Source organism: Actinoplanes sp. NPDC051470 (assembly GCF_040682035.1).
Classification (GTDB): domain Bacteria; phylum Actinomycetota; class Actinomycetes; order Mycobacteriales; family Micromonosporaceae; genus Actinoplanes.
In genome coordinates this window covers 221,073-240,562 of sequence record NZ_JBFBAA010000012.1, presented here as the reverse complement: position 1 = coordinate 240,562, position 19,490 = coordinate 221,073, and the positions used below count along the sequence as shown (strand labels likewise).

Sequence of the window (19,490 nt, the reverse complement as noted above, 5' to 3'; positions counted from 1 at the left end):
CGGTCTGCACCATCCACCCAGCTACGACATCAGGCCCTTGACCTTGACCTGGATCCCGGCGAACAGACAATCAGCTGGCTAGGCCTACTGAGCGCCAGCCGTTTTCGTCGCAGAGGCGGCGGGCCGTCGCTACCAGGGCCACCGCGTGGCGGGACGGGTTCTGGGCGCGCCACAGCAAGGACCACGGGTAGTGCGGAACGGCCGGCTCCAGCGGCAGCCAGACCAGGTCGGCGCCGGCGCCGGCGGCCACCGAGCCGGGGACGCAGGCGACGCAGGTTCCCTGCAGGACCAGGTCGGCGGCGGCGCGGACGTTTTGCACGCTGCCGGGGAACATGGCCGGGAAGAAGCCGGCGGCCCGGCAGATGTCGGCCACGAACTCGTTGAACTCGGGGGCGCGGTCGTCGTCGGCCAGCAGCAGCGTCTCGTCGCGCAGGCAGGCGACCGGCACCGCGGACCGGCCGGCCAGCGGGTGGTCGGCGCGGACCAGGACGCCCAGGGGGTCGAGCCGGAACAGTTCGGAGGCCAGCGCGGGCGTCGCCCCGGTCACCCGGCCGACACCCACGTCGAGGCGGCCGTCGGCGAGCAGCCGGCACTGCTCCGGCACCCCGGCGGTCACCTGGTGGATCTCCAGGTCGGGGTGGGTGGCGCGGATCGTGCGCAGCACCGGGCGGATCGCGTCGTAGCCCTCGTCGAGCACCCCGATCCGCAGCGTCGGCGGGGTGAGGGCCGCGCCCAGCGCGACCATCGCGGCCCGGTCCACGTGTTCCAGGATCTGCCGGGCCTCGATCAGGAAGCGGGCGCCGGCCGCGGTCAGGGAGATCTGCCGGCCGGTGCGATCGACCAGCAGCACGCCCAGGGTGCGCTCGAGCCGCTGCAGCTGGGTGGTCAGCGCGGACGGCGCGATGTGTTCACGGGTGGCCGCCCGCCCGAAGTGGAGCTCCTCGGCGACGGTGACGAAGAACCGTAGTTGCCGCAGTTCCAGGCGTCCCGCCGCGACCCCGTCGGACATGGCCCGGACGACGCCGGGCGTGTTCCGGTCGGCACTGGTCAGGTGTCCGCTTCGGTGGGTCATGGGAGGGACCTCCTCGACAGCATCGATCGGCTCCGCTGCGAAGAAGTGTTATCGCTAACAATTCTGTAGTCAAGGCGTAAGAACTGAGAAACCTGCCGGACACGACTCCCCTGTTAGCGGTCACAACCCGGCCGCCTGATAGGCGGCCGTCATGTCCAGGGTCTCGGCCGCCAGCAGGGCCCGGGCCAGGCGATCGAGCTGGTCCCGGTGCTCGCGTAACAATCTGACCGCATCGTCGTAACATTCGTCCACCAGGGCGCGCACTTCCCGGTCGACGAGCTCGCGGGTGGCCGGCGCGACACCGTCCAGACCGAAGGGCGACTCGCTCCCCGGCGGCGGCAGCACGGTCACCGGGCCGATCGCCTCCGACATGCCCCACCGGCCGACCATCTGCCGGGCGATGTTGCTGACCTGGTCGAGGTCGCTCTCGGCGCCGGTCGTCACCTCACCGAAGACGACCTCCTCGGCGGCCCGCCCGCCCAGCGCGCCGACGATCCGGCCGCGCAGGTAGGCACGCGAATACCCGTACCGGTCGGTGTCGGGGCTCTGGAAGGTCACCCCGAGCGCCTGGCCGCGCGGGATGATCGAGATCTTGCGGACCGGGTCGGCGCCCGGCGTCAGCATGCCGAGCAGAGCGTGGCCGGCCTCGTGGAACGCGGTGCGCTCCTTCTCGTCCGGGGTGAGCATGATGCCGCGCACCGTACCCAGGACGATCTTCTCCAGCGCGTCGCCGAAGTCGGCCGCGGTGACCGTCTCGTGCCGCCGCCGGGCCGCCAGCAGCGCCGCCTCGTTGACCAGATTGCGGAGATCCGCCCCGACCATCCCGGGCGTGCTCGACGCGATCGAAGCAAGGTCGACATCAGGATCCACCGGTACGCCTCGCGTGTGCACGCGAAGGATCTGCTCCCGCCCGGCCAGGTCGGGCGGGCTGACCGTGACGCGGCGGTCGAAGCGGCCGGGCCGCAGCAGCGCCGGATCGAGGATCTCGGCCCGGTTGGTGGCCGCGAGCACCACCACGCCCTCGCTCCCGGTGAACCCGTCCATCTCGGTGAGGATCTGGTTGAGTGTCTGTTCGCGCTCGTCGTTGCCACCGAGCGACTGCGCGCCGCCGCGGGCCCGCCCGATCGCGTCCAGCTCGTCGATGAAGATGATCGCCGGCGCCACCTTCTTGGCCTGCTCGAACAGGTCGCGTACGCGGCTCGCGCCGACCCCGACGATCATCTCGATGAACTCGGACGCGGACATCGAGAAGAACGGCACCCGGGCCTCACCGGCCACCGCCCGGGCCAGCAGCGTCTTGCCGGTGCCCGGCGGCCCGGAGAGCAGCACGCCGTGCGGGATCCGCGCGCCGAGGCGGCGATATCGCGAAGGGTCGCGCAGGAAGTCGACGATCTCGGTGACCTCCTGCTCGACCTCCTCGATGCCGGCCACGTCGGCGAAGGTGGTCCGCGCCCCGCCCTCGGGCGAGAACAGCCTGGCCCGTGACCGCCCGAATCCCCCGATGCCCGAGGCCGCGCCCGCCGCCGCCCGCCGGAAGAACCACACCATCAGCCCGATGATCAGCAGGGCCGGTCCGAACCCGAGCAGGAGCTGCTGCCAGATCGGCGCGGGGGCGTCCGGCGGGTGCGCGTTGACCGCCACGCCGTGCGCCTGGAGCAGCGCGAACAGGTTGTCGGCGGCGAAGGTGGGCCGCTCGGTGGTGAAGCGGTCGACCTGCTCGCTCTTCTTCTGACCCGAAGGCGTGTACGCGACCTTCTCGCGGAACGTGCCCTCGATGGTGTCACCCGTCGAGGTGATCTCGTCGACGTTCGCCCGCTGCGCCTGGGTGACGAAGAACGTGTACGACACCGTGACCCGCGGCTCGGGGCGCAGCAGCACCGACGTCACGATCCAGTTGAGCGCCAGCAGCGCGAGCAGCATCACCACCAGCCGCACCCAGGGCCGGCGTGGCCGCTCGGGCGGCCCGCCCTCCACGCGCCAGGGTTTCGGCTCGTCCGGCGCGGGTGCAGTCATGATCCCGGTTTACCCCGCTCCGACCCCGGCCGCCAACGTAGGGAGCCGTGTGATGCCCAAGCCGGCCGAGATGCTCCAGCGGCGTCGTTTCGACTTCGACGTCCTCGCCGACATGCAGTGCGCGACGTTCTCGTCCACGGCGTACGCCTCCGGCGACGACCTCGCCGTCCGCCGGCGGCCGATCCAGAACGCCACCGACGCCGGCCGGGCGAGCACCTACCACCTGGTGTTCCGCATCCCCACGCTGATCGGTCCGGGCCGGTTCACGCCGCGCTGTGGAAGGACCAGCGCGGCTACGTGACGCTGGGACACCTGGTGATGCACATCACCCGGATGCTGAACTGGGACGAGAAGGGCCGCGGCGGCGGCTACGTCGGGTGGAACGGCGAGGCCATCAAATACCACCGCAAGCACTACGGCGACCGCCCGCTCGACCCGTCGATCGTCTATCCGCGGCTGCCGCTCTGGCTGACCGCCACCGACACCACCGAGTCCTCGGGCTTCGAGATCATCACCCAGTCCGAGCCGCGACAGGATCAGCGGATCGAGTTCTTCTGATGGGCGACCTCGACTTCGAGATCCTCAGTTCCGATCAGGGGCCCGGCACCGGCCGCGTCGCACGGCCCCGAGGTGACCGACCTCGACGTTCCCCGGCAACGGCTCGCCCGGCTGCGCACGATGATCCGCGACCCCGAGTCGCCCGGGGGATCCTCGCGGCTGGCCATCTTTCTCATCGTCGTCGGCGCGGTGATCGTGGGATCGGTCCTCTGCGGCTACTTCAACCTGGTGTCCCTGATCAATGACCGGCTGCCGGCCGACGGCCGGCCACGGCTGTCGTGGTCGTGTCCGCTCTCCCCGACGAGGCGGAGTACCGGTGCTCGGTCTCGACCGACTCCCCGGCCGAGGTGCTGTGGCGCCTGGACGGTCAGCCCGTGCTGGGTGGCGTGGTGCGCGTTCCCCGGCCGGCTCCCGGCGAGGTCATGCCGATGGAGATCTGGCTGACCGACGGCGACCAGCAGTACAAGGTCGACTCCTTCAGCCTGTCCGGTCCCGAACCCGAACCGACCAAGCCGCCGAAGCCCCCGGACAAGAAGACCGGGCGCTAGCACATGGACGTCTTGCTCCTGGTGCTGCTGCTGTTCCTGGCGGTCGCTGTCGTGGCCGGTCTGGTGCGACGGCGGAGCAGGCCCCCGGCCGAGGTGGAGGGCGGGTTTGTCGTTCTCCACCGCACCGATCAGCCGAACCCGATCGGGCCGGCGCAGCAGCCCTTCGACGGGCCGTCCTCGCCCCCGGTCGACTTCGAGATCACCGGAGCCCTCGTCAAACCCAAGGCCCGGTGCTACCTGACCGGGATGGAGGTCGGATCGTGCACGTGCAAGAAGCACAAGGTCAAGTAACCGGCGTCGATCGGCACAGCCGCTCGATGCTGGCCGGCTACGACCCGGCCCGTCTCAACGCGGCGCGCGTGGCCGTCGTCGGGCTGGGCGCGCTCGGCCAGAACGTGGTGCAGAACCTGGCTCTGAGCGGGGTCGGCAACCTGCTGCTCGTCGACTACGACGCGTTCGAGGAGCGCAATGCCACCCGCTCGCCGTTCTTCCCGACCGGCGACGAGGTCGCCCGGCTGGGGCTCGGCAAGGCGCCGGTGGTCGCCAACCGGGCCGCGGTCTGCGCGACCGCGGCCGACCCGTCGGTGCGCTACGCCGAGTCGCTCGTGCAGACCGCCGGCGACGGGGTGATCCGCTGGGCCGACGTGGTCGTGTCCGCGGTGGACAGTGTGTCGGCCCGGGCCTGGCTCGCCGAGCGGTCCCGCATCCACGGCCGGGTGATGGTCGAGGGCGGGTTCGCCGCCGCCGAGTTCAACCTCTCCGCCTTCCTCGGGACGAGCGGCGCGGTCTGCTACCGGTGCCTGAACCCGGGCCGGCAGTCGTCCGGCTCCTGCCGCGCCTACGCCCGGACGGCCGAGAGCGTGTCGATCATCCCGGCCATCCAGACGTCGGCCGCGGTGCTCGGCGGGATGATGGCCGAGCAGGTGATCCAGATCCTGATCGGCAACCAGGAGTGGGCCGGGCGGACATCGCCTGCACCCGGTGCCACGAGATGTGCCGGGTCCGGGCCACCGAGTCGGCCTGGCTGGCCCGTCCGCTCTGCCAGGGCTGTGACGGCCCGTGGCCGCGGGCCGAAGCGGGAACGGCGCCGCAGGCCGTGCAGCTGCTGTCCCTGGACGACGAGGTGAGTGCCCGGGTCGGCGCGATCACGAGCGAGGCGATCGGCGTACGTCCGGGCGGCGCCGTCGTGGTGATGGACGGCGAGGGACAGCACGGCCTGGTCCTGATCACCGGTGACGCCGAGCGGGCGTGGCGGCCGGCGACGCCCGACCCGACGTCCATGACCGCGATCCGCCGCCACCCCGCGACGCCGGGACAACGCGTTTCCGCCGAGGACACCTGACCGAGCCTTGCCGAGCTCTACCACCTGCGGGAACGCGCCTATCGGCCGTAGGGTCTCGGCATGGAGACGCATACTCTCGCCGTTCCCGGCGCCGACCTGGTCTATGACGTCCGCCCGGCCGACGGCCCGCACCGGCCGCTGCTGATGATCGGGCAGCCGATGTCCGCGGAGGGTTTCGGCGCGCTGGCCGAACACTTCACCGACCGTACGGTGATCACCTATGACCCGCGCGGTCTCGGCCGCAGCAAGCGCACCGACGGCCGGCTCGACAACACGCCGGCGCAGCAGGCGGCCGACCTGCACCTGCTGCTGGCGGAGCTCGGCCTCGGACCGGTCGACGTCTTCGCCAGCAGCGGCGGCGCGGTGACCGCCCTGGAACTGGTCACCAAGCACCCGTCGGACGTGGCGACGCTGGTGGCGCATGAGCCGCCGATCAACAACGTGCTGCCCGACGCCGCTCTCGCCGATCGCGGCCGGGCCGCCTTCAACGACGCGTACGAGGCCGGCGGCCGGGGCCCCGGGATGGCGGCGTTCATCGCGATGACGTCGTGGCCGGGTGAGTTCACCGAGGAGTACTTCGCGCAGCCCGTGCCCGACCCGGCGGCGTTCGGGCTGCCGGCCGAGGACGACGGCGACCGCGACGACCCGCTGCTGTCGAAGAACTCGTGGGCGGTCACCGACTACCGCCTCGACGTGCCGGCGCTCACGGCCGCGCCGACCCGGATCGTGATCGCGGTCGGCGAGGAGACCGGCGACACCTACACCGCGCGTACGGCCCGGGCCATCGCCGCCGAGCTCGGCCTGGCGCCGGTGGTCTTCCCGTCGCACCACGGCGGCTTCCTCGGTGGCCAATTCGGCTACGCGGGCAAGCCCCCCGAGTTCGCCGCCACGCTGCGCGGTGTGCTCGATCAGCCGTAGGTCGGGTCGGGTGCATCAGCCAAGCGCGAGGCGGTTTCCCCGGCCACCCGCGCCGAGAACCACGCCTTCGAGACGTCTGATCGCCCGCAGGGCCTCGTCGCGGTGCTTGGCCTGCTTGAGCCGGCCGGGGAGCCGGGCCACCACCGAGCGGCTGTAGGCCCCGCTCTGGCGCTCGCGCAGATCGGCACCCAGAAAGCTTTTCAGGTACGCCAGGTGCGCCGCGTTGAACGCCCACAGCGTGAGGCCGGCGCACGGCGTCCGCAACGCCAGCGGGAGGCCGAAGCAGCTGTCGACCAGCGCGCCGGGCACCCCACGGGAGTGCACCGTGACGGCCGCCGTCGTCACGTGACCGCAGTCGTCGCAGGTCACGTTCATCGTCCGGGCTCGCGGCGCCGCCGGCAGGTGCTGGCCGGCGCGCAGCGGACGACTGAACCCGCCACACCGGCACCGCGCCCGGACGCACACCGGCCCGGCCCATTCCGCCGGTTCCCGCCGGGCGAACCCGCACCCCGGGCACACCACCGACGCCGGGCACCAGCGCCGCCGCTCGTCGTCCCAGTCCCGCCGCACCGAAGCCACGGCCGCACATCGCGGGCAGGCGACCAGGAACTCCCCGGCGAACGCGTTCAGCCACCGCCCCTCGTCCACGAACCGCGTCTTGACCACGGCGCGAGCCTAGGCCCCATTTGGTGATGACCATTACGCTCTAGCGACGTTGGTCGATCCCTGAGGAGGCGTCGTGGCTCGAGCCCTGAACCTGTTGTCGACCGTGGTCCTGGCCTGCACCGCGCTGGTCGGGTTCGGCGGCCCGGCGAGCGCGGCGGAACCGGAGCCCGAGGTCATCGCCATCGACCTGCTGCTGGCCGGCTCCTACACCGATGCCGTGCGGGACGCGATGGAGGTCTGGAACACGAGCGTGCCGACGATCCGGTTCGTCGAGCAGGACACGCCGGCGGCGCTGCGGGTCAAGGAGTACAAGACGGCCAACGGCACCAGCTCGCACGTCTACATCAACGGCGCCGGGCGCGGCTGGGTCTACCTGGAGGTCGGCGACGCCGAGGTCTACCGGCCGTCCCGGATCGCCGTGCACGAGCTGGGCCACATCCTGTCGCTGCCCGACCTGGGGCCGGGCAGCCCGTGCGCCAAGGTGATGTCGGGCGCCTGGGCGGGCGCGGACTGCGTCAACGACCAGCCCGACGCCGAGGAGGTCGCCGAGGTCAGCGACTTCTTCGCCGCCCACGACGTCGGCGACCCGGTCCCGTGGTGGGGCGGGTTCGCCCGATAGCCCGGCCTCGGCGAGCAGGGTCATGCCCCGGCGCGGCTGGCGCCCGCCGCCTTGACCAGGGCGATCGTCTGCTCGATGGTCTGGGCCCGGTCGGCCGCGAAGGCCTGGTCGATGACCACCAGCGGGTCGGCCGGGTAGACCAGCGCCGAGATGTGCAGGTGGCCGCCCGGGATGTCGGTCGCGCCCAGGGCCAGGCGCAGCCGGTTGGAGCGGTACATGCTCTCGTTCGAGAGGTAGTTGCCGCCACCGCCGGACTGGGCCTGCCCGCCCGGGGTCGGTCCGGTGGTCTTGCAGGTCACCGGCCCGGTCGGGCGGTCAGCCGCGGCCCACTCGCAGATCTGCTGGTTGAGGCGGGTCGGCCACGGGGTGGTCCGCGCGTCGATCATCGCCTGGTAGGGCAGCGTCGTCTCGATGAACTCGGGCTGCGGGTCGGGCTGCGGCCAGCCGGCGGCCGGCGGGATCGGCTCGGGCGTGCCCTCGTTGTTGTTGTCCGGGTTGCCGCCGCGCCAGGCCGCCGCCCACTGCTCGATGTTCATGGTGCCGCGGTTGCCCTGACTGATCGTCATGATCAGGTCGGCCCGCTGCCCGCCGCTGTCCCCGGCCAGATGCGGGCCGAACGCGTCCTCGACGATCCCCGCGTTGAAGCCGGACCAGGTCACCGGCAGCGCCACAGCCTGGATCTGGATCGTCTTCCGCCCCGCCTTGAACGTCACACCGTCCAGTTGCAGCGCCGACGCGCCGGACGGGTTGGAGCGCCGGATCTCATTGTTCAGCTGGTACGGGTCGAAGCCGCTGACCAGGACTTTCGTCACCGCTTCGCGGTTCGGGAAGGCGTTCGAGGTGATTCCGCGCGAGGCATATTCGAAGGTACGCAACAGAGCGGCGCGATCACCATCGGAAACGGCGAACGACGGCCGCCACTGGCGCAGGTCCCGCGTACCCACCAGGCGGGCCCAGTAGAGCGGACGGTCGTCGTACCTCTCGATCGTGCCCATCCACAGCCGGCCCTGAGCCCGCTCCACCGCGTCGTGCCACAGGACCCGGCCGCGTTGGTTGAGCACCCGCTCGGCGGCGGCGACCGACCGGGCCCGGCACAGCTCCGCCCGCAGACCATCCACATAGGAGGTGAACCCGCCCGCCTCCACCAGCGCCGACGGCACCTGCTGACCGCCGGGCAGCGCGGGCGTGTCGATCCGCGACTCCTCGAAGGTGGTCGAGGCGGTGCGGTCGAAACAGGCGGGCGGCGCGGCCTCCGCCGCCGGCGCGGCGACAAACGGTCCGGCCAGAGCAATGGCGGCCGCGGCAAGCTTCCGAGACATGATCAAGGTGACCTCCGATCGATGTCCGACGATCTTATCGATCCGCGACCCCGTCCGTCACCGTCCGCGTCTGTTGACGCTCTCACTACCCGGGGCCCACATCCCGAGCCACTGCTCGGCATCCCCGACACAAAACCGCTCCACCTCGCCAAACCCCAGCTTCGCCGCGAGCCGCACAGAGCCCACGTTGGCGGTCTGAGTGGCGAGCACCACCGGCTCACCGGGCATGACAACCGGGAGCCGATCCACCCACGACCCCTGACCTAGGGGGCAGCGCCCGACGGCCGAGCATGGTCGCTGATCTGCCGGTCGAGGTCGGCGACGACTTCGTGCTGGCGTAACGTCGCCCAATAGAGCCCCAGTGCCGCATAGGTCGTCGCCAGATTGCGCCGGGTGGTTGCTTCGCCGACGCGGTCACCGACCTCCAGCCGGATCGGCAACGCCTGCAGGAAGTAGGTCAAGGCCTGCTGCTGGTTGCCGAGCTCGGCGTGGACACTGCCGATGTTGTCCAGGGCGGTGGCTTCGCCGGCGCGGTCGCCGCCCTCCCGCTTGATGCGTAAGGCCTCCAGGAAGTAGGTCAGGGCCTGCTGCTCATCGCCGAGCCCGGCGTGCACCAGGCCGACATTGTTCAGGACGGCGCCTTCGCCGAGGCGGTCGCCGAGTTCCCGGGTGATGGGCAACGACTGCTGGAAGTAGGAAAGGGCCTGCTGGTGGTCACCGAGGCTGAAGTGCACCATGCCGATGTTGTTCAGGACGGCCGCTTCGAAGCTGTGGTCGCCGCGCTCGCCTCCGGCCGTCAACGCCTGCCGGTAGTGGGTCAGGGCCTGCTGCTGGTCGCCGAGCCCGTCGTGGACGATGCCGATGTTGTTCAACGTGTCTGCCTCGCCGACCCGGTCGCCGGCCTTGCGGTACCGATGCAGAGCCTGCTCGTAGCTGGCCAAGGCGGGCCGGCGCCGGCCGGTCGCATGCTGGGCCCACCCCAGGCAATAGAGGGCGTCAGCGTCCGGGCCGAAGGACAGCGTCGCCGACGCGATGGCCTCGACCGCCGCGAACCGGGACAGCGGCAGCCACATCCGGGACACCCGGTTCCCGGCCTTTCTCGCGATCACCGGCTCCCGCCCGGCCACCGCCAGCCGATGCACCTCGGCCCAGCGGTCCACCCAGCGCTCCGAGTCATCCGGAACCGGAGACCTCGATCCGGCCGGCGCATCAGCGGCATTCCTCGGACCGGCGTCGTCCACCCCTCGACCGTACTGACCACGATCGACCAGGTACAGGGACGATCATCCGGTTCGTTGCCGCGGAGCGGATGTCCCGTCAGGCGGTGGCACCGGCCTTGGCCGCGGCGCCCGCGATGACCACGTCCAGGCAGTCGCGGAACACGTCGTCGACGGTGCGGGCAGGTTGGAAGTATTCGGTCAGCGCGGCCATCACGGTGGGGTGCTGCTCGGTGAAGGCGGCCATGTCGAAGTCTTTCAGCGCCTCGGCGTCGGGGCGGGGGGCCTGCTCCTCGAGGACGTGGCCGACGGTGAAGCGCTCGACCGTCAGGACCGACACGCGGGCCTGGCGCAAGGAGACGCCGCGCGCCACCAGGGTGCTCATTGCCTGCTCGGAGATCGCCGCCATGGTGGTGGAAAGCTGAGCGGCGGAGATGACCCGGGCGCCGTCGGGGTGGGCCAGCAGCGCCCGGCGCAGCCGCTCGGCCAGGCCGCTCAACCACTCCGGCCAGGGTTGAGCCGGGTCGGGCGGTGACAGGTCGCCGAACTCCTGGTCGAGGATCGCGTCGGCGATCGCGGTGACCAGGGCCGCCTTGTTCGGCAGGTGCCAGTAGAGGGTCGGCGACCGCACCCCCAGCCGCGCGGCGAGCTTGCGCGTGGTCACGCCGTCCAGGCCCTCGGCGTCCAGCAACGCCACGGCCTCGGCGACGATCCGCTGTCGATCCAGCGCCAAATGTGCCACCTCCGCGGGTCACTCTATCAGTGCTAGAGTCCCTCTATCACTGATAGAGAAGGAGTCGGCGATGGCAACCAAGCACTCGTTCCGCGGTCTGCTGCACGGGGCCTCACATCGCGTTCCCGGGGTTCCGGCGCATGTCGAGCGGGCGGCCGGACATCAGGGCACTACGGACCAAGGCCGCTCGCAGCGCCCGTTGAACCGCAGGCGGAACCACTCGCCCGCCCGCCCTCCCCGGTTTCTGGCCGCGTGGCAGCGCCGGGTCGCCGCGTTCTTCGGTCAGGAGCGGTAGTAAAGGCGGCGGTGCCGCACGAGATCTCGATCTTCGCGCGGAGAGATCCAGGGGGCGGCCGGCTCGTCGTGGTGCCGTGACCGGCGGCCGTCAGGTGAGGACCGGGCGGCGGGGGCGGGTGCCGGTCATCACGTTGGCGGCGAGCTGGGCCGAGAACGTTGTCCACCAGCGCGCGTCCAGGCCGGTAGGGGTGGCCACGATCGCGCGGTAGATGTCGTCGGCGGCCGGGGCGGGCAGGGCGACCTCCTGGGTGGCCCAGGCCTGCAGGGCGTCGTCGAGGTTCATGGTTGCTCCACGTCGTCGTAGGTGCGGAGGGCCTCGGCCAGGGCGCGGCGGGCCTCGGACAGGCGGTAGCGGACCGTGCCGGCCGGCACGCCCAGGGCCGTGGCCATCTCGGCGCTGGTCAGGCCCCCGGCCGCGGCCAGGGTCAGGGTGACGCGCTGCTGCTCGGGCAACCGCCGGATGGAATCGGCCACGACCGTCACCCGTTCGGCGGCGATCACCGAAGTGCTGGCCGGCGCCGCCGCGTCGGCGGGCTCGGCGCGCAGGGCGGCGTCGGTCGCGGCGCGGGTCCGGGACTGGCGGTGCTCGTCGATCGACAGGTTGCGGGCCACCGTGAAGATCCAGGCCCGCTGCCCGTCGTCGGAGAGGCCGGTCAGCTCGGGAAGTCGCCGCCAGGCGCGCAGGAACGTCTCCTGCATCAGATCCGCCGCCCGCCACCGGTCGCCGGTGCGGCCCACGAAGTAGGCGTGCACGGCGGTCCGGTGGGCGTCGTAGATCTTGCGGAACTCCACGCTGCGGTCCATGTGACGACCCGGACCTCAGCGCCGCGGTCCGTCGGCCACCCGGATCTGACCCATGGCGATCGTGGTCAGCACCTGCAGGGCCGGCACGACCTCGGCCGGCGCGACGACGTCGTCGAACAGGACCACGTCGGCCACCTTCTCGCGCAGCAGCTCGGCCGTGACACCGGCCGAGATCGTCACCGCGCCGAACGCGATGATGCTGATCTGATGGTCGAGCAGGCGGAAGTAGCCGGGGCCGAGCTCGACGTCCTCCAGGAAGACCCGCGGGTCGGCCGAGCGGTACCAGACCACCTGGCCCTGGGCGTCCATCCGGGCCTCGAGCTGGGCCTGGCCCGCCGCGGGGGCGATCAGCTGCCCGGCGATCAGGATCTGGTCGTACCCGACGTCGCCGATCTCCCCGGTGATGATCAACTGGCCGGCCGCGACCAGGATGTCGGTGGGCTCGCCGGTCAGGTTGGCCAGCGACGACCCGGACAGCTGGATCTGGCCGGACAGCGTCTTGACCCGGATACCCTCCTGGTGGCGGTAGTAGCTGACCGTCCCCACTCCCCCGCCCAGCACCCGGCCGAGCGCCGCCTCGCTGCCGCGGGGCGCGAACACCGAGCCGACCACGCTGATCCGCTGCGGCAGGTCGCCGGTCACCGCGCCGATGACGACCAGCACGCCGACCACGATCAGGATCTCGTCGGGCGAGCCGATGCCGTCCCCGCCGACGACCAGCGGGCCGACGTGCACGCGGGGCTTCACGCCGTCCGGGAGGAAGACCGTCGACCCCACGTCCTCGGCCGGGATGGCCGCGTACGCGCCGGCCAGGGACTCGGGCACGACCACCACGCCGACCCGGCTGATCCGGGTGATCGCCGCCAGCTGATCGGGGCTGGTCAGATGGCTCAGATCGAGCATCCCCTGCGCGTCGATCACGCCACGCTCGTCGTCCGTCATCGCGCGCCTCCCATCGCGTTGCGGGCGACCTCCGGCGAGAGCCGCGCCGCCATGGCCATCAGCCACTGTGCCAGCATGATCCGTGAGCGGCTCGCCCGTGGGGCGACCGGAGTTCCTCGCCGGGCCAGCTCGGCCTCGCGCCGCAGTTCCTTCATCCGGACCACCGCGAGCAGGTACATGTCCGTCATCCCTCTCACCTCTGTTTTCCGGTCTCCTCAGGTACGACGGATGACCGGCGGAAGTGTTGGGTCCCCGGGCGCCACCCCACCGTTCGCCAGCCGGCCGACCCGAGCTACTACTTCGGCTCGGACAGCACGGTCACGCCCGGCGGTTAGGCCGACACCTCGGCGCGGGCCTGCTCGGCCATCCGGGCGATGACCGAGGCGTCGTTGCTCACCGCGGGACGACCGTCTCGATCGCCCACTGCCGGCAGGTGTCCAGCCGGTGTTGCACCATCGCCAGCTGCTCGGCCACCGGGCCGGGGCCGGTCGAGCCGGGCGTCGTGCGGGCCGCGAGCGCGGAACGCACCGACAGGACCTCGCGCACCGACGGGTCGAGGTGTTCGCTGACCGTCTTCAGGTCGTCGTCGGTGACCTCTTCCAGCTCACACTCCCGGGCCGCGCACAGGGCCACCAACCGGCCGGTGATCTCGTGGGCGTCACGGAACGGGACGTTCTTGCGGACCAGCCAGTCGGCGACCTCGGTGGCCAGCGAGAAGCCGACCGGCGCGGACGCGGCGAGACGGTCGACCCGGACGGTCATCGTCGAGATCATCCCGGCGAGCGCGGGCAGCAGCAGCTGGAGGGTGTCGACGGCGTCGAAGGCCGGCTCCTTGTCCTCCTGCATGTCGCGGTCGTAGGTGAGCGGCAGCCCCTTGAGCATGGTCAGCACCGCGACCAGCCCGCCGATCAGCCGGCCGCTCTTGCCCCGCGCGAGCTCGGCGATGTCCGCGTTCTTCTTCTGCGGCATGATCGACGACCCGGTGGCGAAGGCGTCGTCCAGTTCCACCCAGCCGAACTCGGTCGAGGTCCAGAGCACCACCTCTTCGCCGAGGCGGGACAGGTGCACGCCGATCAGCGACGTGACGAAGAGGAACTCGGCCACGAAGTCGCGGTCGGCCACCGCGTCCATCGAGTTGGCCGCGGGGGCGGTGAAGCCCAGTTCCTTGGCCACCGCCGCCGGGTCGAGCGGCAGCGACGAACCGGCCAGCGCGCCGCTGCCGAGCGGGGAGATCGCCGCGCGCCGGTCCCAGTCGGCGAGCCGGTCGAGGTCGCGGAGCAGCGGATGGACGTGGGCCAGCAGCCAGTGGCCGAAGCTGACCGGTTGGGCGTGCTGGAGGTGGGTCATGCCGGCCGCCGGCGTGTCCACGTTCAGCGCCGCCTGCTCGGTCAGCGCGTCGGCCAGCTCGATCACCGCGGCGGCCACCCCGCGGGCGTGGTCGCGCAGGTAGAGCCGGAGGTCGGTGGCGACCTGGTCGTTACGGGACCGGCCGGCGCGCAGCTTGCCGCCGAGCGACCCGAGCCGCTCGAGCAGGCCGCGTTCCAGCGCGGTGTGCACGTCTTCGTCGTCGACGGTGGGCCGGAACTCGCCGGACGCGCAGGCCGCCTCGAGGTCGTCGAGGGCGGCGAGCATCTTGCCCAGCTCGTCGGGATCGAGGAGCCCGGCGGCGGCCAGCACCCGGGCGTGGGCCCGGGAACCGGCGAGGTCGTAGGGCGCCAGCCGCCAGTCGAACTGCACGCTGACGGAGAGCCGGGCGAGGGCCTCGGCCGGGCCACCGGCGAACCGGCCGCCCCACAGAGAAGTGCGATCAGTCATGCGAGCCGCTTGTTCCGCGCCGACGCCATCCGTGACGGCAACCCCCAGAGCTGCACGAATCCCTTTGCGAGGGACTGGTCGAACGTGTCCCCGGTGTCGTAGGTCGCCATCCCGAAATCGTAGAGGCTGGCCTCGGAGCGCCGGCCGGTGACCACCGCCCGGCCGCCGTGCAGGGTCATCCGCACCTCGCCGGACACGTGTTCCTGCGTCTCGGCGATGAACGCCTCCAGCGCGTCGCGCAGCGGCGAGAACCAGAGACCGTCGTAGACGAGCTCGCCCCAGCGCTGGTCGACGGTGCGCTTGAACCGGGCCACGTCCCGCTCGACGGTCACGTTCTCGAGCTCCTGGTGGGCGGTGATCAGGGCGATCGCGCCAGGCGCTTCGTACACCTCGCGGCTCTTGATCCCGACGAGGCGGTCCTCGACCATGTCGAGCCGGCCGACCCCCTGGGCGCCGGCCCGGCGGTTCAGCACGGTGATCGCCTCGAGCGGGGTCACCGTCTCACCGTCGATCGCCACCGGGTTGCCGCGGTCGAAGGTGATGGTGATCTCGTCGGCGTCGCGTGGCTCGGCCGGGTTCGACGTGTACGAGTACAGCTCCTCGATCGGCGCGTTCCAGATGTCCTCCAGGAAGCCGGTCTCCACCGCGCGTCCCCACAGGTTCTGATCGATCGAGTAGGGCGACTTGTGCGACACGTCGATCGGCAGGCCCTTCTCCTCGGCCAGCGCGATCGCCTTGTCCCGGGTCCACGCGAAGTCGCGGGCCGGCGCGATCACCCGCAGGTCGGGCGCCAGCGCGCCGATGCCGACCTCGAAGCGGACCTGGTCGTTGCCCTTGCCGGTGCAGCCGTGCGACACGACCGTGCCGCCGTGCTGCTGGGCCGCCTCGACGAGGTGCCGCACGATCAGCGGCCGGCTCAGCGCCGAGACCAGCGGGTAGCGGTCCATGTAGAGGGCGTTGGCGCGCAGCGCGGGCAGGCAGAAGTCGGCCGCGAACTCCTCGCGGGCGTCCACCACGACGCTCTCCACCGCGCCGCAGTCCAGGGCACGCTGCCGGATGGCCTCCATGTCTTCGCCGCCCTGCCCGACGTCGAGCGCGACGGCGATCACCTCGCCGCCCACCTGCTCGGCGAGATAGGGAATGGCGACGGAGGTGTCGAGACCTCCGGAGTAGGCAAGTACGACCCGCTCGCTCACGGGGTGCTCCTTTCGACGATGTCGTTGGCGTGGCCGGCCCAGTCGGCGAGCTTGTCGGCCAGGGCCTTGCCACCGGTGACGTCGCGGGCCACGACGAGGATCGTGTCGTCGCCGGCGATGGTGCCGACGACGTCGGAGAGCCCGGAGCGGTCCAGCGCGCTGGCGAGGAACTGGGCCGCACCGGGCGGGGTTCGGAGGATGGCCAGGTTGCCGCTGGCGTCGACGCCGGTGAGCAGCTCGCGCAGCAGGCGGATGAGCCGGGCCGGGGCCTGCTCGGCGTCGCGCAGCGGGCGGCGGCCGTCTTCCGGGATGACGTAGGCGCCGCTGACCTTGACCGCGTTCAGTTCTTCCAGGTCGCGGGAGAGCGTGGCCTGGGTGACCTGCACCCCGTCGGCGGCGAGCAGCTCGCCCAGCTCGGTCTGCGAGCGGACCGCGCGCTCGCGGACCAGCTCGACGATCCGGGCGTGCCGACCGGCCCGCGTCCCGGGACCGGTCACGATTCCTCGCCGTGTTCGACCAGCCAGGCGAGCAGGGCCTTCTGGGCGTGCAGACGGTTTTCGGCCTGGTCGAAGATGGCGCTCTGCGGCCCGTCCATCACCTCGTCGGTGATCTCCTCACCGCGGTGGGCGGGCAGGCAGTGCAGCACGATCGCGTCGCGGGCCGCGGCGCCGACCAGCTCGGCCCGCACCTGGTAGGGCCGGAACGGCGTGAGCCGGTCGCGGCCGTCGCCCTCCTGGCCCATCGACGTCCAGGTGTCGGTGGCGACCACGTCGACGCCGTCGACCGCCTCGAACGGGTCGCGCAGCACCTCGACCGAGCCGTTGGTCCACGCCGCGATCTCGGCCGCGCGGGACACCACGGCGCTGGACGGGTCGTAGCCGGCCGGCGCGGAGACCCGGACGTGCATGCCGGCGGTCGCCCCGGCCAGCAGGTAGGAGTGCGCCATGTTGTTGGCCGCGTCGCCGACGTAGGCCAGCTTGACGCCCTTGGTGCCGCCCAGCCGCTCACGCACGGTCTGCAGGTCGGCCAGCAGCTGGCAGGGGTGGTAGCCATCGGTCAGCGCGTTCACCACCGGGACGCGGACGTCGGAGGCCAGCTCGGCCAGCCGGTCGTCGCCGTGGGTGCGCAGCACGATCGCGGACACATACCGCGACAGCACCCGTCCGGCGTCGGCCAGCGTCTCGCCCCGGCCGAAGTGGGTGTTCTGGGTGTCCACGATGATCGGGTTGCCGCCCAGCTCGGCGATGCCGGCCTCGAAGGACAGCCGGGTGCGCAGGCTCGGCTTGTCGAAGATGACCGCGACCGACTGCGGCCCGGCCAGCGGCTTGTAGCCGTAGCGGTCGGCCTTGAACGCGGCGGCCAGGTCGAGCACCTCGCCCTGTTCCTCCGGCGACAGGTCGTCGTCGGCGAGGAAGTGCTTCGTCACGGAAGGACCTCTTTCAGGGCGGTGAGGAACGCGTCGGCCTGCTCGGCGCTGAGGATCAGCGGAGGGGCGAGCCGGATGACGCCCGGCTGGACCGGGTTGACCAGGAATCCCTTGTCACGCAGGGCCGCCGCGACCGCCGCCGACGTGGCGCCGGGCAGCTCGAGGCCGAGCAGCAGGCCCGATCCGCGGACCGTGAGGCCGAGCGCCTCGGCGCCGCGCCGCAACTGCTCGCCGACCCGCTTGACGTGGTCGAGCAGCCCGTCGCCGGCGATGGTCCGGATCACTGCGAGCGCCGCCGCGCAGCACACCGGGTTGCCGCCGAACGTGGTGCCGTGAAGCCCCGGCGTGAACAGCTCGGCGGCCCGCCCGAAGGCCAGGCACGCGCCGATCGGCAGGCCACCACCGAGGCCCTTGGCCAGCGTGACGATGTCGGGTTCGACGCCGTCGGCCTGATGGGCGAACCAGTGCCCGGTGCGGCCGATCCCGGTCTGCACCTCGTCGAGCACGAGCAGCGCGCCGGTGGCGGTGCAGATCTCGCGGGCGGCGGCGAGGTAGCCGGGCGGCGGGACGATCACGCCGTTCTCGCCCTGGATCGGCTCCAGGATCACCATCGCGGTCGCGGTCGTCACCGCGGCCCGCAACGCCTCGGCGTCGCCGAACGGGATGTGGGTGACCTCGCCCGGTAGCGGCCGGAACGGGTCGGCCTTCGCCGGCTGGCCGGTCAGGGCCAGCGCGCCCATCGTGCGGCCGTGGAAGCCGCCCTCGGCGGCCACGACATGGGTGCGCCCGGTGAGCCGGGACAGCTTGAACGCGGCCTCGTTGGCCTCGGCCCCGGAGTTGCCGAAGAGCACCCGCCCGGGCCGGCCGGCCAGGGCCAGCAGCAGCTCGGCCAGCGCGACCGACGGCTCGGTGACGTAGAAGTTGGAGACGTGCCCGAGGGTGGCGATCTGCTGGGAGACCGCCTGGACCACGGCCGGGTGGGCGTGGCCGAGCGCGTTCACCGCGATGCCGCCGAGCAGGTCGACGTAGTCGCGGCCGTCCTCGTCGGTCAGCACCGCGCCGGCGCCGCGGACCAGGCCGAGCGGTGGCGTGCCGTAGTTGTCCATCATGGCCTGTTGCCAGCGGCCGACCAGCCCGCTCATGACGGCGTCACCATGGTCCCGAATCCCTCCGAGGTGAAGACTTCCAACAGGATCGAGTGGGCGACACGGCCGTCCACCACATGCGCGGCGGGCACACCGCCGCGGACCGCGCGCAGGCAGGCTTCCATCTTGGGGACCATGCCCGACTCGAGCGACGGCATCAGCTTCTCGAGGTCGTCGGCGCCGATCTCGGTGGTCAGCGACGAGGTGTCGGGCCAGTTGGTGTAGAGGCCGGGCACGTCGGTCAGGACGACCAGCTTGCGGGCGCCGAGGGCGACGGCCAGCGCCGAGGCGGCGGTGTCGGCGTTGACGTTGTGCACGACGCCGGCCGCGTCGGGCGCGACCGTGGCGACGACCGGGATGCGGCCCGCCGCGATCAGGTCGTCGACCGCGGAGGTGTCCACCGAGGCGACGTCGCCGACCTGGCCGATGTCGACCGGCTCGCCGTCGACCACCGCGTGGCGCCGGACGGCCGTGAACAGCCGGGCGTCCTCACCGGACAGCCCGACCGCGAACGGGCCGTGCTGGTTGATCAGGCCGACCAGCTCGCGGCCGACCTGACCGGTGAGCACCATGCGGACCACGTCCATCGCCTCGGGCGTGGTGACCCGCAGCCCGCCCTTGAACTCGCTCTCGATGCCGAGCCGGCCCAGCATGGCGTTGATCTGCGGGCCGCCGCCGTGCACGACGACCGGCCGGATGCCCGCGTAGCGCAGGAACACCATGTCGGCCGCGAACGCCGCCTGCAGCTCGGGGTCGATCATCGCGTTGCCGCCGTACTTGATGACCACCGTCTCGCCGTGGAAGCGCTCGAGCCACGGCAGCGACTCGATGAGCACGGCCGCCTTCTGGTGGGGGGTCAT

The 19,490-nt window shown here is 71.9% G+C and carries 25 protein-coding genes; 9 read left to right on the top strand and 16 right to left on the bottom strand.

The features are described from left to right. Nucleotides 1–70: 70 nt before the first annotated feature. Nucleotides 71–1,072 (bottom strand): LysR substrate-binding domain-containing protein, encoded by a 1,002-nt coding sequence (locus AB0M54_RS22685; protein ID WP_364473506.1) that lies wholly within the window; start codon nt 1,070–1,072, stop codon nt 71–73. Between the two features lie 120 nt (nt 1,073–1,192). Next, nucleotides 1,193–3,085 carry an ATP-dependent zinc metalloprotease FtsH gene (gene ftsH, locus AB0M54_RS22680; RefSeq protein WP_364323727.1) on the bottom strand — a complete coding sequence of 631 codons (1,893 nt, stop codon included), beginning with the start codon at nt 3,083–3,085 and terminating at the stop codon, nt 1,193–1,195. Nucleotides 3,086–3,137: 52 nt separating this feature from the next. On the opposite strand from ftsH, the gene AB0M54_RS22675 reads away from it, so the two are divergent. From AB0M54_RS22675 to AB0M54_RS22645, 7 genes are all read left to right on the top strand, one after another. Next, entirely contained in the window at nt 3,138–3,386 is a 249-nt protein-coding gene (locus AB0M54_RS22675) for a hypothetical protein (RefSeq protein ID WP_364473504.1), read from the top strand. Beyond that, complete coding sequence (locus tag AB0M54_RS22670; RefSeq protein ID WP_364323723.1) at nt 3,383–3,643, top strand: hypothetical protein; 261 nt, start codon at nt 3,383–3,385, stop codon at nt 3,641–3,643. The genes AB0M54_RS22675 and AB0M54_RS22670 overlap by 4 nt, the downstream gene beginning before the upstream one ends. A 284-nt stretch (nt 3,644–3,927) precedes the next feature. After that, a complete protein-coding gene (locus tag AB0M54_RS22665) occupies nt 3,928–4,191 on the top strand; it encodes a hypothetical protein (RefSeq protein WP_364473502.1) in 264 nt (87 codons plus the stop codon). Between the two features lie 3 nt (nt 4,192–4,194). Beyond that, nucleotides 4,195–4,482, top strand: coding sequence for a hypothetical protein (locus AB0M54_RS22660; RefSeq protein ID WP_364473500.1), 288 nt, complete (start codon nt 4,195–4,197; stop codon nt 4,480–4,482). Then, nucleotides 4,452–5,318 (top strand): ThiF family adenylyltransferase, encoded by an 867-nt coding sequence (locus AB0M54_RS22655; RefSeq protein WP_364473498.1) that lies wholly within the window; start codon nt 4,452–4,454, stop codon nt 5,316–5,318. The genes AB0M54_RS22660 and AB0M54_RS22655 overlap by 31 nt, the downstream gene beginning before the upstream one ends. Beyond that, nucleotides 5,288–5,533 carry a hypothetical protein gene (locus AB0M54_RS22650; RefSeq protein ID WP_364473496.1) on the top strand — a complete coding sequence of 82 codons (246 nt, stop codon included), beginning with the start codon at nt 5,288–5,290 and terminating at the stop codon, nt 5,531–5,533. The genes AB0M54_RS22655 and AB0M54_RS22650 overlap by 31 nt, the downstream gene beginning before the upstream one ends. 60 nt (nt 5,534–5,593) lie before the next feature. After that, nucleotides 5,594–6,451: an alpha/beta hydrolase gene (locus tag AB0M54_RS22645; RefSeq protein WP_364473494.1), complete on the top strand. Its 858-nt coding sequence runs from the start codon at nt 5,594–5,596 to the stop codon at nt 6,449–6,451. Between the two features lie 15 nt (nt 6,452–6,466). On the opposite strand, the gene AB0M54_RS22640 is transcribed toward AB0M54_RS22645, so the two are convergent. Then, entirely contained in the window at nt 6,467–7,117 is a 651-nt protein-coding gene (locus AB0M54_RS22640; protein ID WP_364473492.1) for a hypothetical protein, read from the bottom strand. A gap of 73 nt (nt 7,118–7,190) precedes the next feature. On the opposite strand from AB0M54_RS22640, the gene AB0M54_RS22635 reads away from it, so the two are divergent. After that, complete coding sequence (locus AB0M54_RS22635) at nt 7,191–7,736, top strand: snapalysin family zinc-dependent metalloprotease (protein WP_364323714.1); 546 nt, start codon at nt 7,191–7,193, stop codon at nt 7,734–7,736. A gap of 20 nt (nt 7,737–7,756) precedes the next feature. Here the strand turns inward: AB0M54_RS22635 and AB0M54_RS22630 are convergent, their stop codons facing one another. From AB0M54_RS22630 to AB0M54_RS22620, 3 genes are all read right to left on the bottom strand, one after another. After that, nucleotides 7,757–9,055, bottom strand: coding sequence for a hypothetical protein (locus AB0M54_RS22630; protein ID WP_364473490.1), 1,299 nt, complete (start codon nt 9,053–9,055; stop codon nt 7,757–7,759). Nucleotides 9,056–9,318: 263 nt separating this feature from the next. Then, nucleotides 9,319–10,128 (bottom strand): tetratricopeptide repeat protein, encoded by an 810-nt coding sequence (locus AB0M54_RS22625; protein WP_364473488.1) that lies wholly within the window; start codon nt 10,126–10,128, stop codon nt 9,319–9,321. A gap of 244 nt (nt 10,129–10,372) precedes the next feature. Further along, a complete protein-coding gene (locus tag AB0M54_RS22620; protein WP_364473486.1) occupies nt 10,373–11,005 on the bottom strand; it encodes a TetR/AcrR family transcriptional regulator C-terminal domain-containing protein in 633 nt (210 codons plus the stop codon). Nucleotides 11,006–11,075: 70 nt separating this feature from the next. Between AB0M54_RS22620 and AB0M54_RS22615 the strand changes: the two genes are divergently transcribed. Continuing rightward, nucleotides 11,076–11,300: a hypothetical protein gene (locus AB0M54_RS22615; protein ID WP_364323706.1), complete on the top strand. Its 225-nt coding sequence runs from the start codon at nt 11,076–11,078 to the stop codon at nt 11,298–11,300. A gap of 90 nt (nt 11,301–11,390) precedes the next feature. Here the strand turns inward: AB0M54_RS22615 and AB0M54_RS22610 are convergent, their stop codons facing one another. The 10 genes from AB0M54_RS22610 to argB all read right to left on the bottom strand — a co-directional run bounded on the left by AB0M54_RS22610 (nt 11,391) and on the right by argB (nt 19,490). Continuing rightward, complete coding sequence (locus AB0M54_RS22610; RefSeq protein ID WP_364323704.1) at nt 11,391–11,585, bottom strand: hypothetical protein; 195 nt, start codon at nt 11,583–11,585, stop codon at nt 11,391–11,393. After that, nucleotides 11,582–12,106, bottom strand: a complete 525-nt coding sequence (locus tag AB0M54_RS22605) for a sigma-70 family RNA polymerase sigma factor (RefSeq protein WP_364473484.1) — start codon at nt 12,104–12,106, stop codon at nt 11,582–11,584. Before AB0M54_RS22605 ends, AB0M54_RS22610 begins: the two co-directional genes overlap by 4 nt. A 15-nt stretch (nt 12,107–12,121) precedes the next feature. Beyond that, a complete protein-coding gene (locus AB0M54_RS22600; protein ID WP_364473482.1) occupies nt 12,122–13,048 on the bottom strand; it encodes a hypothetical protein in 927 nt (308 codons plus the stop codon). Beyond that, a complete protein-coding gene (locus AB0M54_RS22595; protein ID WP_364323699.1) occupies nt 13,045–13,236 on the bottom strand; it encodes a hypothetical protein in 192 nt (63 codons plus the stop codon). The genes AB0M54_RS22600 and AB0M54_RS22595 overlap by 4 nt, the downstream gene beginning before the upstream one ends. Before the next feature lie 205 nt (nt 13,237–13,441). Further along, nucleotides 13,442–14,863, bottom strand: coding sequence for an argininosuccinate lyase (gene argH, locus AB0M54_RS22590; RefSeq protein ID WP_364323698.1), 1,422 nt, complete (start codon nt 14,861–14,863; stop codon nt 13,442–13,444). Continuing rightward, the gene (locus tag AB0M54_RS22585; RefSeq protein WP_364323697.1) at nt 14,860–16,059 is read right to left on the bottom strand and encodes an argininosuccinate synthase; all 1,200 of its coding nucleotides are present in this window, start codon (nt 16,057–16,059) and stop codon (nt 14,860–14,862) included. Before AB0M54_RS22585 ends, argH begins: the two co-directional genes overlap by 4 nt. Continuing rightward, nucleotides 16,056–16,556, bottom strand: a complete 501-nt coding sequence (locus AB0M54_RS22580; protein WP_364473480.1) for an arginine repressor — start codon at nt 16,554–16,556, stop codon at nt 16,056–16,058. Before AB0M54_RS22580 ends, AB0M54_RS22585 begins: the two co-directional genes overlap by 4 nt. Beyond that, nucleotides 16,553–17,485, bottom strand: a complete 933-nt coding sequence (gene argF, locus AB0M54_RS22575; RefSeq protein ID WP_364323695.1) for an ornithine carbamoyltransferase — start codon at nt 17,483–17,485, stop codon at nt 16,553–16,555. Before argF ends, AB0M54_RS22580 begins: the two co-directional genes overlap by 4 nt. Beyond that, entirely contained in the window at nt 17,482–18,627 is a 1,146-nt protein-coding gene (locus AB0M54_RS22570; protein WP_364473478.1) for an acetylornithine transaminase, read from the bottom strand. The genes argF and AB0M54_RS22570 overlap by 4 nt, the downstream gene beginning before the upstream one ends. Continuing rightward, nucleotides 18,624–19,490, bottom strand: a complete 867-nt coding sequence (argB, locus tag AB0M54_RS22565; protein WP_364323823.1) for an acetylglutamate kinase — start codon at nt 19,488–19,490, stop codon at nt 18,624–18,626. The genes AB0M54_RS22570 and argB overlap by 4 nt, the downstream gene beginning before the upstream one ends.